The sequence below is a fragment of the Enterococcus sp. LJL128 genome (genome assembly GCF_056924295.1).
This window is the reverse complement of record NZ_JBXPBP010000006.1, coordinates 60,069-74,189: the sequence shown is the minus strand read 5'-3', so window position 1 is coordinate 74,189 and position 14,121 is coordinate 60,069. Positions and strand designations below refer to the sequence as shown.

Genomic DNA, 14,121 nt, shown 5'->3' with positions numbered 1-14,121 from the left:
CTTTAGCGTTTACATGGCCAGCTGTGGTTTTATTCATTATTTTTTTCTTCATAAATGGCTGTATCCGAGTGATTTCTTTTTTGAATGCTGGTCAATTTACCGTCAAATTCATTTTTATCTATTTCCACCAGCTTGCCGGCTTCTTTGATATAAAGCAGGTAGGCTGTGGTGTTATCTGAAAATACAGCATAGGCTACCCAAATATTTCGCTGAAAAGAATTATCAGGAGTGAAAATACTGATGTCTAATTCTTACCTTTTCTTATCATGGTTATTTAAAACTATGTTGATGATGTGTTTGATAATTTCTGAATCTTCTACATCATAGACAATTCCCTGTTCTTCTGTTGCAATAGTGCTTGATGATTCAATACTAGATGCAGGAACTGCGGTGTTTTTTGTCTCATGATTTGCTGCGTATCCAGAGAATAGAGCCAAAAGTAGAATAATTCCGATTTTTTTTAATTAAAACCCTCCCCAACCAACTAAAATAGTATTTAACGTTTATGATATCAAAAGGTTGAGAAGGTGACTATAGGAAAAAAATAATGCTTTGTTTTTAAGGTTGATTTAAGGTAGCTGTCGTATTCTATAGACAACCCAATAACCAAACTTTTTCATTTAATACTTTCCTAACCCTGTCTCATATGAGGCAGGGTTGCCTTTTGTTCAAGAAAAAAAGAAACAAGTCAGTGCGCGCATTCTCATACTTTCATCCTTTAAAACTGAATAAACAGTGTTCCCGAAGCGTTCTCTTCGGAAAAAAATCAGACTATACTGCGAACGGAAGAAACCATTCGCAGTATAGTCTGATTTTTTTAAGGTGAAACACCACTATTACAACTTCGCTTTCTAATTAAAAAGCTGTTCTTCGATGTATTGGCAGATCGCATCAATTTCTTTTCGGAATCGTTCTTTATGAGAGACAAGGTAGAGCTTACGGGTACTTTCCTCAGGAAGCGGCATCCAGTTAATTTGGCTGGTGACAGACATTTTAGAAATGACTGAGCGCCCGATACCTTCCTCAAGCAAAGCTAAAATAACTTCATTGTTGTTTACTTGAATAATTGGCGGTGTTAAATTGTGTTCTTTTAAATAACGTTCGTTGTAATAACGAAGTCCGGAAGATTGTTCCCGAAGCAGCCAGTAGTCAGCTTCAGGAGAGCCAGCCAAAACTAATTGATCCTCATAAATAGCGGTTCGTGTCAGCTGCGGGCTGGTGAGTTCGGAATTTTCGATAAAGCCAATATCTATTTTATTTTGTTCCAACTGTTCGACAACCGTTGCTGAGTTCATTGTTAAAAAACTGAAGTCAATTGTTGGGAAATGTGCGAGAAGTGCTGGTGTAAATTTAGGAACAAAATGAACAGAGCAGGTATGAGAGCAGGCAATCACACACTTTTCTCTAAATAATTCCTTTTTTGAAACGCGTGCTACAGAGTCCTCCCATTCTTCTAAAATAGTTAAAAATCTTGGATATAGAAAGACTGCTTCAGATGTAGGATGAATGACTTGCTTGGCTTTGCGAATAAAGAGGACTGTTTGTAGCTGTTCTTCTAATTTTTTGATTTGAGCAGATACTGTCGGTTGGGATAAGAACAGAATATCCGCAGCTTGGGTAAAATTTTTTGTTTCATATACGGTAATAAACGTTCGAATTAACTGAAACATAGATTTTCCCTCCTTCTTTATTATTATATAGAGGTTGGAACAGAAATGCTAAATTTTGATAGCTAAGCAGCTACGGATCAACATCGACGTGTACCTTACGGTGCATCTCAGCAATAAAAAAGGTTCTTTTAATGGCGAGTTTGGAACAATAATCTATTTCTACATTTTTTTTGCGTACTTAAATTTGAATAAACAGTGAGGTGGGTAGTTACACCACTGTAAATCCTGTAAAAGATACTGAGTACGGAAAGTGACCTACAGGCAAAGATAATTGTGATATATCTCAATTTTATAGGAGTTATATATTAAAAAAGACTGATTTATTTGCCTGTTCATTCATAAAAAAAACTGATTTGTAGAGTAAAATAAGTGAAAAAGTAATTTTTAATGAAAACTGTAAGAAATCGCTTCTCATAGTGTCTGTTTTATCTTATAATAAATAAAAAATATTTATATTTGTACATCTCTTATCCTAGAAAATGAGAAAGAAGCTACAAGTAGAAACAGCTTAATAAAAAATAACTAATAAATTTCAAAGAAATAGCCTTAAAAAAGAGGTTTTCTTTCGATTTTGTCTTTTGGCAGTGATAGACTATAAACAAGACTAACAAAATCAAAATAGAAGGAGTTGAAAATATGGCGTCTAAAAAACCAGCTGTTCAAAAATCATTTCCAGCAATTCCTTTTGTGCTGACCAATACAATTACATTTATCCCTTATCTGGTTTTTTTAAATTTGCATACAGGTGTCAACTTAGAAAGTGTTTTGCCTTTTGTTCTTTTTTACACAGTACGGATGACAGGCATTTTCTTATTGAAAAGCTTTCGCCTAGGGCTGACGACGCTTCATGTTTTATGGCTTTCTTTGATTGTCGGTGGTCTTGGAAGCATTTTTGGAATTTTGGGTGAATGGTGGCTACCCTGCTATTATTTGGCAGCAGTTTTAATTGGTTTAAGTGCCGCATGGCTGCCGCCAGCCAATACGACAATTAAATATCAGCGGAAAGAGCTGAATATTGAACAGCAGAAAAGCGGAATATTCGATTTTCTGTTTCTCGCTATTTTGCTTGGCATCTTTTTAGGCGCGCTAATGATAAACTTTCCAGGAAAGAGAATAGTAATTTTTGCAGAATATACTTTTTTATTTTTAGCTTCTTTTCGAACGGTTAATGATTATCCAGTTGAAGATAGAAAATTAGAGAAAATAGATCAGCAAACATTTTTTATGAAAGAGTTTTTGTTATTTTTAGTTTATTTTATTTTGTTGATTATTGTTCGCTTAGCAAGGGCATTATTTGATTCAGAATTTTTAACTGCTGCAGTCATAGGCTTCTCAATCTGTCTGCTTTTGGCTGCATGGTATATCAATACGATTCACAAAAATTGGAAGCTGCCAATCTGGCTAAATCTCCTGACCTTTATTAATGGCATGTGTACGAATTTTATTCTATTGTTCGGCACCTTTTACACCGCTTTCTACTTTGGAAATGATAAAATCACCTTATATTTATACTTACCTTATCTGCTGGGAATTCTAATTTCTAAGCTGTTAATACGCTATATTTATCAGCTGTTCCCAAGAGTGGATAGAGAGCTGCTTCATATCTTTGGGTTGATTTTTTCATTATTGTTACTGTTATTTCCAGCGATATTTCCATTTGGGGTTCTTGTATTCAGTCTGTTTATCAGCGGAACCAGTACTTATTTAAATCAGACATATGCAGAGAATGAAGAACTGCCACAGGATCAGCGCATTATTATGAAGTACAGCACTCAATCTAAAGGAAGCATTACTCATCAGCTCTTGCTGATAACAGGACTTTGGGTTATGACGAAAGAGTTTGGAATTTCTGCCAGTACTGTATTGCAGATTACGGGGCATAAAGCAAATACTCCTCAAACAGTACAAATTATAGATACGATTCATTATGTTAGTATAGGCATCCTGCTTTATCTGCTCTTCTTTATTTTGTATGAGCGGTTATTCAAAAATAGAGAGATAACTATTGAAAAGTAATCGATAAATAGGTGGGTCAGTGCTAGAATTTTCAGTCTCTTCTAATAGAAACGTTTTTTGTAGTTATTCGCCGCATTTCAGTAATAATACGTTCATTTATTTTATCAATTTTTTCTGTTATTTATATTATAATAGCTACATGTAGTTCGTTTGTGTCCTGTCGTCTAAATAAGGTTGAACGAACACTTTGAATTATGCTATTATGTTTAAGTATTTAATTTTTTTAAATGCAAAATAATGTAAGAAAAAAAGGAGAAAAAATGGAAACTAAAGGAATTAAGGTGTGGCCGGTAATGGGGGTTATCGCGTCTCTTGTTGTAAGCTTTATCAGTTTGTTTTTGCCAATCATGGCCTATGGTTCAGAGACATATTCGTCTTACTGGGAAGATGGTGATGGAGAAATTGCCATGTTTGTGACAATTGCAGTGGTTCTTGTCGGAATTTTTGCAGTGTTGACATTGGTGACAAAGAAGCGCGTTTTGAATACAATAACAGGTATTCTGAGTATTATCGCAGGCTTATTATTACCAGCTGGTAATGCATTGATTGTTTTTGTCGGCTTTGACAGAGTAGGAATTTCCCCAGCTATTGGGATTTATCTTATGTTTGTAGGCACAGTTGCTCTTTTTGTTTTTGGTATTATCACATTGAGAGCGAACAAAAAGAAAAAAGCATCCGCAGCAGCCTAGGTCAAAGGCTGTCGATTATAGATTGAATGCATAAACAAAGCTTTCTATTTCAGGATTTGAGTGAAATAGAAAGCTTTGTTAAAGAAATCTGTATATGAAAAGAGTTGTGACATCACTGTGTCACAGCTCTTTTTTAGATTCAAAAATACTGAATGGAGAATAAAGACTGAACAAGAAAAAATTTCCAAAAAATAAGTATATTAAAATAGTAAAATCTTCTTGTAATAAAGGCAGAATAGGAGGAGTGGATATTAAGGTTTAGCAGCCTCTATAATCTTAGGATGGATGTCAGGTGTGTGATATAATAAACACAGTTCAGAAATATAAGGGAGAAGAGATATGAGACAACGAGGTTTTGAAATTATTTCAGATTATAAGGACAATGGAATCAACCTTCCGGCCCGTGCTACCAGCGGAGCAGCGGGGTATGACTTTGAGGCTGCTGAAACAAAAATTATTCCAAGTATTTGGCAGCAAAAAGATACAGGGACTGCACCGAAGCCTACTTTAGTAAAAACAGGAATCAAAGCGTATATGCCGCAGAATGAGTACCTTGAGCTGGTCAGTCGTTCATCTAACCCGCTGAAGCGTTTTTTACTTTTGGCAAATGGTGTAGGTGTAATCGACAGTGATTACTACGGTAATGAAAATAATGAAGGACATATTATGTTTCAGTTCTTGAATTTTGGTTATGAAGATGTTGAAATCCGAAAAGGTGAACGAATCGGTCAGGGAATTTTCAAGCCATTTTTACTAGCAGATGGGGATCAGGTGGAAACAGAGAGAACTGGTGGATTTGGATCCTCTGGACAATGATAGATTAAAATCTCTTTAAAGTTCGCTTTTTAGTTGATAAGTCTTAGTGTAATAAGAAGATAGTATGTTAAAATGTTATCAGTCATTTTGAAAATAATGTAACAAATGCAGTACAAGGAGTTGTGGTATGGCCAAAAAAGCAAAAGTCCAATTTGAATGTCAATCCTGCGGCTATATTTCGCCTAAATACTTAGGCCGTTGTCCAAATTGCGGACAATGGAATTCAATGACAGAAGTAGCAATTCAGGATACTTCTGATAGAAGAGTAAGAGTTAGTCTAACCGGGAAGAAAACACAGCCGCAGAAGCTGACAGAGGTTGTTCCCCGGAAAGAACCTCGGGTAGCAACAAAGCTGGCAGAGCTCAACCGGGTTTTAGGCGGTGGTGTTGTGCCGGGCTCACTGGTTTTAATCGGCGGGGATCCGGGGATTGGAAAATCAACACTGCTGCTGCAGGTTTCTCAGCAGCTAACCGAAGTCGGAGGCAAGGTTCTCTATGTTTCAGGAGAAGAAAGTGCGGATCAGATTAAGCTTCGAGCAGAACGACTTGGAACAGCCAATCTTGATTTTTACCTATATGCTGAAACAGATATGCAGGAGATTGCCCGAGCTATCGAAAAGCTGGAACCTGATTACGTGATTATCGATTCTATTCAAACAATGACCCAGCCTGATGTGACTAGTGTTGCAGGAAGCGTCAGTCAGGTTAGAGAAACGACGGCTGAACTACTGAAGCTAGCTAAAACCAACGGCATTGCCATTTTTATTGTCGGTCATGTAACCAAGGACGGATCAATTGCCGGTCCGCGAATGCTGGAGCACATGGTAGATACGGTGCTGTATTTTGAAGGTGACAAGCATCATACGTTTCGGATTTTGCGTGCAGTAAAGAATCGTTTTGGTTCCACCAATGAAATCGGTATTTTTGAAATGCGGGAACATGGATTAGAAGAGGTTGCCAACCCTTCTCAGGTATTTTTAGAGGAGCGGCTGGATGGCGCTACTGGCTCAGCCATTGTCGTAGCAATGGAAGGAAGTCGTCCGATTCTTGTAGAGGTGCAGGCGCTAGTTACACCAACCGTTTTCGGTAATGCTAAGCGAACAACAACAGGCCTTGATTTTAACCGAGTGTCTTTAATTATGGCTGTACTTGAAAAAAGAGCTGGGCTGCTGCTGCAAAATCAGGATGCTTATTTAAAAGCGGCAGGCGGTGTCAAGCTGAATGAACCAGCAATTGATTTAGCTGTGGCAGTTAGTATTGCTTCCAGCTATAAGGAAAAAGGAACAGCCCCCACCGAATGTTTTATTGGTGAGATTGGTTTGACTGGTGAAGTACGCAGGGTCAACAGTATAGAACAGCGAATTCGGGAAGCCGAAAAGCTCGGATTTACCCGAATCTATGTCCCTAAGAATAATTTGAGCGGCTGGGATCCGCCAAAAACGATTGAAATTATTGGTGTCTCAACAATTGGAGAGACACTGAGAAAAGTTTTTAAATAGCAAGGGGTCTTATATTAGGCTGATTTTGCTGTTTACTGACGAATAATTGGTTGAGAGAAGCATCACTACTAGGTGAAGCTTCTCCCAGCTTAATACAAGGATAGTCGTAAAATTTATGGAGGAGGAGAATGCATGCAGAAACGTGTAATCACTGTACTGATGGTTATCGTCGGCGCTAGTCTAGGCATTTCATTATTACCTACAGCGTGGCAGATGATTCAACAGGCAGATAATCAATGGCTGAACAATAACTTTACTAACAGTTTAATCGGTGCAATTATTTTCTTTATTTTATCTTTAGTGTTAGCAAAGTATATTGTTTCAGCAGTTAAGCGAGTAGAAAAATCATTAAATGAGGTAAGTCTTACTTATTTACTATTTGGGAGTATCGGTGCAATTATCGGATTAACGATTGGTGTAATTATTTCAATTCCAATGTACAATCTGGAAATTCCAGTTGTTAACAGTTTACTGCCTATTTTGTTAATGATTATGCTGGGCTATTTAGGGTTCCGTATGGGAACCACGCGGATTGATGAATGGAAGAAGATATTTACAAGTAGACAAAAGAAACCCGCTGAAAACGAAGGTCAGCTGTTAGAGCGCAAAGTTGAGGATCATTTTCATAAATATAAAATTCTTGACACTAGTGTAATTATTGATGGCCGAATTTATGATATTGCAAAGACGGGTTTTTTGGAAGGTGTTTTACTGATTCCTAATTTTGTATTGTATGAATTGCAGTATATTGCTGATTCTGGAGACAGTCTAAAACGTGTTCGCGGCCGCCGGGGTCTGGATATTCTAAATGCGCTGCAGAAAGAAGATGGAATTTCTGTAGAAATGTATGACGGGGATTTTGAAGATATTGCCGAGGTTGACAGTAAGCTGATTAAGCTGGCGAAGCTTCTTGACGGCGTTGTGGTGACAAATGACTATAATTTAAATAAAGTTTCCGAATTTCAAAATGTTCCAGTATTGAATATTAATGAGCTGGCGAACGCAGTTAAGCCGGTAGTTATCCCTGGCGAAACGATGAATGTGATGGTCGTAAAAGCCGGAACAGAAAGACAGCAGGGTGTAGCTTATTTGGATGATGGAACGATGGTTGTAGTGGAGGACGGTCAGCATTACATGAATGAGCATATTCAAGTCGTTGTGACAAGTGCACTTCAAACAGCAGCCGGACGAATGATTTTTGCAAAACCTGCCCATTCTGGTCGAGGTCTTGATGAGAATAAAGGCGGTAGTCAGGCGAATGAGAAGAAGTAGGCTATGAAAGAGTACGAAGTTATATTATTGGCGGCTGGACAAGGGAAAAGAATGAATGCTTCACGTAATAAAATTCTGCTTAATCTTATGGGAAAGCCGATTATTCTCTATTCGCTGAAGACCTTTTTTAGTGACCCAGCGTGTAAACACATTATTTTGGTTACTCAATCGAATGAAAAAAGCCTTTTGGAGACCGCGGTTCGTAAACTAAAAAAAAGCCAAAGCTGTCCGGTAACGATTGTTTCTGGTGGAAGTGAACGTCAGTACAGTGTATATAATGGTTTAAAAGCATTAAAGAGCGTTGAAAATATTGTGATGGTGCATGATGGCGCCCGCCCGTTTGTCACGTTGTCGCAGTTAAAGGCACTCCACGCCAAAGTGATGGAAACCAGAACAGCTATACTGGGTGTTCCAGTGAAGGATACAATTAAGCGGGTTGTAAAGGGACAGGTGGAAGAAACGATTCCACGGGATACACTGTGGCAGATTCAGACACCGCAGGCATTTTTTGGTAAAGATTTGCTAGGGGTTCATGAAAAAGCACGGGCAGAAGCTTTTTTAGGAACAGACGAATCATCACTTATAGAAAAGTATAGTGACCTGCCCGTCTCTATGGTATTAGGGAGCTATGAGAATATCAAATTGACAACACCAGAGGATATGCTGATTGGTGAGGCAATTGTCAAAAGAAAAAGGAGTTAAAGCAGTATGTTTAGAATTGGACAGGGATTTGATGTACACCAGTTGACAGAGGGACGCAAGCTGATTATCGGTGGTGTAGAGATTCCCTTTGAAAAAGGGCTTTTGGGACATTCTGATGCAGACATTTTACTCCATGCGATTACAGATGCTTTATTAGGTGGAGCGGGCCTAGGGGATATCGGTCATTTATTTCCAGACACAGATCCGGCATTCAAAAATGCAGATTCTATAAAGCTGCTGCGCGAAGCAAACAAAAAAGTTCTGTCAGCAGGCTTTACTATTAACAATATTGATTGTACAATTTTAGCAGAACAGCCGAAAATGAAGCCGCATCTTGAAAAGATGAAAGAGAATATTGCTGTTGCTTGTAGTATTGACCAAACTCAGGTTAATATCAAAGCAACAACAATGGAGAAAATGGGCTTTATTGGACGTGAAGAAGGTATGGGAGCGATGGCGGTCGCTTTACTTGAAAAGTAGAAAGAGGAAAAGACTATGACAAAAGTTCGTGTACGTTACGCACCAAGTCCAACAGGACACTTGCATATTGGAAATGCAAGAACAGCATTATTCAATTATTTATTTGCCCGTCACAATGACGGTGAATTCATTATCCGGATAGAAGATACAGATCAGAAGCGTAATATTGAAGACGGTGAAAAAAGTCAGCTGGAAAACCTGGCTTGGCTGGGAATTAACTGGGATGAATCACCGGAAAATCCTGGAAAATACGGACCATATCGTCAGTCTGAAAGAAAAGATATTTATCAGCCGCTGATTGATCAGCTGTTGAGCAGCAATCGAGCATATAAATGTTATTGTACAGAAGAAGAACTGGAAGAGGAACGTGAAGCACAAAGAGCTAGGGGGGAAATGCCTCACTATGGTGGGAAATGTGCCAATCTATCTCCTTCCGAACAAGCTGAAAAAGAAGCACAGGGCATACAACCAGTTGTACGTTTTCGAGTTCCGCGGAATACATCCTATACCTTTGAAGATATGGTTAAGGGAGATATCGCCTTTGAATCAGACAATACTGGCGGCGACTTTGTCATCCAAAAACGCGACGGCATGCCTACGTATAATTTTGCAGTAGCTGTGGATGATCACATGATGAAAATCACCCATGTATTGCGTGGAGATGACCATATTGCCAATACACCAAAACAATTGATGATTTATGAAGCATTTGGCTGGACTCCGCCTCATTTTGGACATATGACGCTGATTATTAACTCAGAAACAGGGAAGAAATTAAGTAAACGTGATGAAACAATCCTGCAGTTTATTGAACAGTATCGGGAATTGGGGTATCTGCCGGAAGCCATGTTCAACTTTATTGCTTTATTAGGCTGGTCTCCAGTAGGAGAAGAAGAAGTCTTTGCTCAAGAAGAACTGGTAAAAATCTTTGATCCGGAACGTTTGAGCAAGTCACCAGCTGCTTTTGACGGTAAAAAACTGGAATGGGTTAATAATCAGTACATGAAGCAAGTCGAATTGGATAAGCTGGCAGATATGTGCATACCTTATTTGATTGCTGACGGCAGAGTAGAAGAAAATCCGTCTTCTGAGCGTATCGAGTGGCTGAAGAAGCTGGTTAGCCTGTATAAGGATCAAATGAGCTATGCGGCAGAAATCGTTGAGCTGTCTAATCTGTTCTTTAACGAACATCCTGTTTTAGATGATGCAGCGAAGGAAGTACTGGCAGGAGAAACGGTACCGGAAGTCTTAAAGGCCTTCAAAGCACAGCTGGAAGCGATGGACGTATTAGATGTTCCAGCGATTAAAGCGGCAATTAAGGCAGTTCAAAAAGAAACTGGCGTCAAAGGGAAGAACCTATTCATGCCAATTCGTGTGGCTGTTTCTGGGCAAATGCACGGACCAGAGCTGGCGGAAACAATTGAGCTTTTAGGTAAAGAAAAGGCTCTGGCACATTTAGAAAATGTTTTATAAACAAGGATAAAGAAACACAGTGAGAAGGAAAAGTAAGAAGTATACTGTTCACAGAGAGACTATGGGTGGTGGAAATAGTCAGCAGAAGCATCTGAAATGCCCCTTTGAGTGGTTTCAGCGAAGTCAGTAGCTGAAAACGTAGAACAGACGTTACCTGTATTGAGATAAAGCAGACTTCTGCTTTATGAAAAAAAGTGGGACCGCGTGCAAACGTCTTTTGAATGGAAATTTTCCATTCAAAGGGCGTTTTTTTGCTTTAATTACATTCGAAAGCAGTCGCTGTTCATTTAATTAAGGATAAAATTCTTTGATAGATGGGAAAAGAAGAAATGATAAAGGAGGGATAACTAGTGAGTTGGTTGAAACAAGCAGTTGCAGCTGTAAAAAAGAATGATCCAGCGGCTCGTTCTACTGCAGAAGTTTTACTTACATACCCAGGTGTTTATGCCTTGTTTTGGCATAGATTGTCACATTTTTTCTATAGGCATCATCTTTATTTGCTGGCTAAAATTCATGCTCAATTTTGGCGTTTTCTGACAGGTATTGAGATTCATCCCGGAGCTAAAATTGCCCCAGGCGTTTTTATCGACCATGGAATGGGTGTGGTCATCGGACAAACAGCCGAGATTGAAACAGATGTTGTTTTGTTCCACGGCGTAACTTTAGGCGGAACTGGAAAAGACTGCGGTAAGCGCCATCCTACAGTAAAAAAAGGAGCAGTTATCTCTGCTAATGCGCAGATACTGGGGCCGGTAACAATCGGAGAACGGTCTAAGATTGGTGCAGCAGCAGTTGTTTTGATTGATGTTCCGGCGGATGCTACAGCGGTAGGAATCCCAGCAAAAATAGTAAGGATTAAAGGAAAGAAGGTAGGGGAAACACATGATACAAATCTATAATACATTGAGCAGACAGAAGGAAGAGTTTGTACCATTAGAGGCAGGAAAGGTTAGCATGTATGTCTGCGGACCGACTGTTTATAACTACATCCATGTTGGAAATGCCCGCAGCACAATCGCTTTTGATACGATTCGCCGCTACTTTGAATATCGGGGCTATGAGGTGAACTATGTTTCTAATTTTACTGATGTAGACGATAAAATTATTCGGGCTGCCAAAGAACTGGGAATTAGTGCGCCAGCGGTAGCAGATCGCTTTATTCAAGCATTTACTGAAGATACTCAGGCTTTGAACGTAAAGCCTGCGACAGCTAATCCTCGTGTGATGGACCACATGTCTGATATTCAAACGTTTATTCAGGTACTGATTGATAAAGGCTATGCTTATGAAGTGCAGGGAGACGTTTACTATCGTACAAGAAAATTCGAGGGCTACGGTAAATTAAGCCATCAGTCAATTGATGAGCTGGAAATCGGTGCAAGTCAGCGCACAGGTGAAGAATTACAGCTGAAGGAAGACCCTCTTGACTTCGCATTATGGAAATCTGCGAAGGAAGGTGAAATTTCCTGGGATTCTGCTTGGGGACCAGGGCGTCCGGGCTGGCATATTGAATGCTCAGTCATGGCAACGAAACACTTGGGAGAGACCATCGATATTCACGGTGGAGGACAGGATTTGGAGTTTCCTCATCATGAAAACGAAATTGCCCAAAGTGAAGCTAAGACTGGTAAAACCTTTGCAAACTACTGGATGCACAATGGCTATGTTACGATTGGTGAAGAGGAAGAAAAAATGAGCAAGTCATTAGGGAATTTTGTGACTGTTCACGAGCTGATCAAGGAAGTAGACCCGCAGATTCTACGCTTTTTCATGGCAACGACTCAATATCGTCGTCCTGTCCGCTACAGTGAAGCAACAGTGAAGGATGCAGCCGCTAATTATCAAAAACTAAAAATTGCCTTTGAAAATCTGTCATTCAGAAAAGAAGCAGCAGAAGAAACGCTGGCAGATGATGCAGTACGTCTAGAACAGTTAAACCTGCTGAAAGAGCGTTTTACCAAAGAAATGGATGATGATTTCAATACTGCAAACGGTATTACCGTTGTTTATGAACTAGCGAAATGGATGAACGAATACAGTGGAGAAACAGCTGTTTCTCAAAACGTTCTGCAGCAGGCATTGAGCTTGTATACAGAGCTGTTAACTGTTTTTGGCATTTTACTTACGCCTGAGGAGCTGGTAGATGATGAGGTAGACCAGCTAATCGAAGAACGAAACCAGGCGAGAAAAGACCGTAATTTTGCCCGTAGCGATGAGATTAGAGATTTGTTGAAAGATCAGGGAATTATTTTGGAGGATACACAGCAGGGGACAAGATGGAGACGGGAAAAATGATGGACTATACACAGCTGAATGGTTTAGCGTTAGCTTATGTAGGGGACGCTATTTACGAAATTTATATTAGGGACTATCTAGTTGCTCAAGGTCTGACAAAGCCGAATATGCTTCATCGCTCCGCAACTAGCTATGTATCAGCGAAGGCGCAGGCTGATTTAAGCGAGAAAATGCTTTTAGAGGGCATACTGACAGACGAAGAGGAGCTAATCTATAAACGAGGACGAAATGCAAAAAGTCATACATTTGCTAAAAATGCAGATGTGGCTTCTTACCGCAAATCTACTGGTTTTGAAGCGCTGATGGGTTATCTACATTTATTAAAGCGGACAGAACGCTTGGAAGAACTGATTACATGGTGTATAAAGGAGATAGGTGAAAAAAATGAAACCAGCAAAAAATAAATATCAAGGGAAACGCAGAGAAAAAAAAACTGTTAGAGTTCAGCAAAGCCAGGCATCAGTTGAAGAAAATAACGGGGATTTTATTTTTGGCTACCACGCTTCTCTTGAAGCACTGGAGAATGATCGGGGCAACAAGCTATTTTTACAAGAGGATATTTCTGGAGAGAAGATTGAAAAACTAAAAGAAACGGCTAAAACTCGTTCAGTTCCAGTTAAATGGGTACCAAAGTCTAAGCTGGATACGTTGAGTGATCATGGTGTTCATCAAGGAATTGTTTTGGCTGTTACAGCCTATGAGTACCTTTCTTTGGAGCAGCTGCTTGAAAAAACTGAAACAGCGAATCCGTTCTTTCTAATTTTGGATAGTTTGGAGGATCCGCATAATTTTGGCTCTATTTTGAGAACGGCAGATGCGACTGGAGTAGATGGCATTATTATTCCAAAGCATCGAGCTGTTGGAATTACTTCAGTGGTTGTCAAGGCTTCCACAGGAGCTGTAGAGCATGTTCCAGTAGCTAGAGTGACGAACCTAAGTCAGGCTGCTGCAGATTTGAAGACAGCAGGATTCTGGATATTCGGAACAGATATGAAGGGAACAGATTACCGTCAATGGAATACGGAAGGATCTATTGCTCTGATTATTGGAAATGAGGGCCGTGGTATGAGTAAAGGTCTATACAAAGATGTAGATGAGCTGCTGACGATTCCCATGACAGGTCATGTACAAAGTTTGAATGCCGGTGTGGCAGCAGGTTTGCTGATGTATGAAGTATATCGGGGCAGAAACCCGAAGGCGTAGGGAGATG

The 14,121-nt window shown here is 39.6% G+C and carries 13 protein-coding genes and 1 other annotated feature; of the genes, 12 read left to right on the top strand and 1 reads right to left on the bottom strand.

From position 1 onward, the window contains the following. Nucleotides 1-851: 851 nt before the first annotated feature. Complete coding sequence (locus AC1Z3K_RS09385) at nucleotides 852-1,670, bottom strand: LysR substrate-binding domain-containing protein (RefSeq protein ID WP_461732566.1); 819 nt, start codon at nucleotides 1,668-1,670, stop codon at nucleotides 852-854. A 636-nt stretch (nucleotides 1,671-2,306) separates the two neighbouring features. On the opposite strand from AC1Z3K_RS09385, the gene AC1Z3K_RS09380 reads away from it, so the two are divergent. From AC1Z3K_RS09380 to rlmB, 12 genes are all read left to right on the top strand, one after another. After that, the gene (locus AC1Z3K_RS09380; protein WP_461732565.1) at nucleotides 2,307-3,686 is read left to right on the top strand and encodes a hypothetical protein; all 1,380 of its coding nucleotides are present in this window, start codon (nucleotides 2,307-2,309) and stop codon (nucleotides 3,684-3,686) included. Between the two features lie 260 nt (nucleotides 3,687-3,946). After that, entirely contained in the window at nucleotides 3,947-4,375 is a 429-nt protein-coding gene (locus tag AC1Z3K_RS09375) for a hypothetical protein (RefSeq protein WP_426083092.1), read from the top strand. A 339-nt stretch (nucleotides 4,376-4,714) separates the two neighbouring features. Further along, on the top strand, nucleotides 4,715-5,191 hold the full coding sequence (locus AC1Z3K_RS09370) for a dCTP deaminase/dUTPase family protein (RefSeq protein WP_426083091.1): 477 nt from the start codon (nucleotides 4,715-4,717) through the stop codon (nucleotides 5,189-5,191). Between the two features lie 127 nt (nucleotides 5,192-5,318). After that, the gene (gene radA / locus AC1Z3K_RS09365; protein WP_426083089.1) at nucleotides 5,319-6,689 is read left to right on the top strand and encodes a DNA repair protein RadA; all 1,371 of its coding nucleotides are present in this window, start codon (nucleotides 5,319-5,321) and stop codon (nucleotides 6,687-6,689) included. 132 nt (nucleotides 6,690-6,821) lie between these two features. Next, nucleotides 6,822-7,961 carry a PIN/TRAM domain-containing protein gene (locus AC1Z3K_RS09360; RefSeq protein WP_426083087.1) on the top strand — a complete coding sequence of 380 codons (1,140 nt, stop codon included), beginning with the start codon at nucleotides 6,822-6,824 and terminating at the stop codon, nucleotides 7,959-7,961. Between the two features lie 3 nt (nucleotides 7,962-7,964). Further along, nucleotides 7,965-8,663: a 2-C-methyl-D-erythritol 4-phosphate cytidylyltransferase gene (gene ispD, locus AC1Z3K_RS09355; RefSeq protein ID WP_461732564.1), complete on the top strand. Its 699-nt coding sequence runs from the start codon at nucleotides 7,965-7,967 to the stop codon at nucleotides 8,661-8,663. A 6-nt stretch (nucleotides 8,664-8,669) separates the two neighbouring features. Next, complete coding sequence (gene ispF / locus AC1Z3K_RS09350) at nucleotides 8,670-9,143, top strand: 2-C-methyl-D-erythritol 2,4-cyclodiphosphate synthase (protein ID WP_461732563.1); 474 nt, start codon at nucleotides 8,670-8,672, stop codon at nucleotides 9,141-9,143. 15 nt (nucleotides 9,144-9,158) lie between these two features. Beyond that, nucleotides 9,159-10,616: a glutamate--tRNA ligase gene (gltX, locus tag AC1Z3K_RS09345; protein WP_426083081.1), complete on the top strand. Its 1,458-nt coding sequence runs from the start codon at nucleotides 9,159-9,161 to the stop codon at nucleotides 10,614-10,616. Nucleotides 10,617-10,626: 10 nt separating this feature from the next. Next, nucleotides 10,627-10,837: a binding site (T-box leader), on the top strand. 129 nt (nucleotides 10,838-10,966) lie between these two features. After that, nucleotides 10,967-11,515 (top strand): serine O-acetyltransferase EpsC, encoded by a 549-nt coding sequence (epsC, locus tag AC1Z3K_RS09340; RefSeq protein ID WP_426083080.1) that lies wholly within the window; start codon nucleotides 10,967-10,969, stop codon nucleotides 11,513-11,515. Beyond that, nucleotides 11,499-12,911 (top strand): cysteine--tRNA ligase, encoded by a 1,413-nt coding sequence (gene cysS / locus AC1Z3K_RS09335; protein ID WP_461732562.1) that lies wholly within the window; start codon nucleotides 11,499-11,501, stop codon nucleotides 12,909-12,911. Before epsC ends, cysS begins: the two co-directional genes overlap by 17 nt. Beyond that, nucleotides 12,908-13,315 carry a Mini-ribonuclease 3 gene (locus AC1Z3K_RS09330; RefSeq protein WP_426083255.1) on the top strand — a complete coding sequence of 136 codons (408 nt, stop codon included), beginning with the start codon at nucleotides 12,908-12,910 and terminating at the stop codon, nucleotides 13,313-13,315. Before cysS ends, AC1Z3K_RS09330 begins: the two co-directional genes overlap by 4 nt. Continuing rightward, nucleotides 13,296-14,114, top strand: coding sequence for a 23S rRNA (guanosine(2251)-2'-O)-methyltransferase RlmB (gene rlmB / locus AC1Z3K_RS09325; protein WP_426083076.1), 819 nt, complete (start codon nucleotides 13,296-13,298; stop codon nucleotides 14,112-14,114). The genes AC1Z3K_RS09330 and rlmB overlap by 20 nt, the downstream gene beginning before the upstream one ends. Nucleotides 14,115-14,121: the final 7 nt, after the last annotated feature.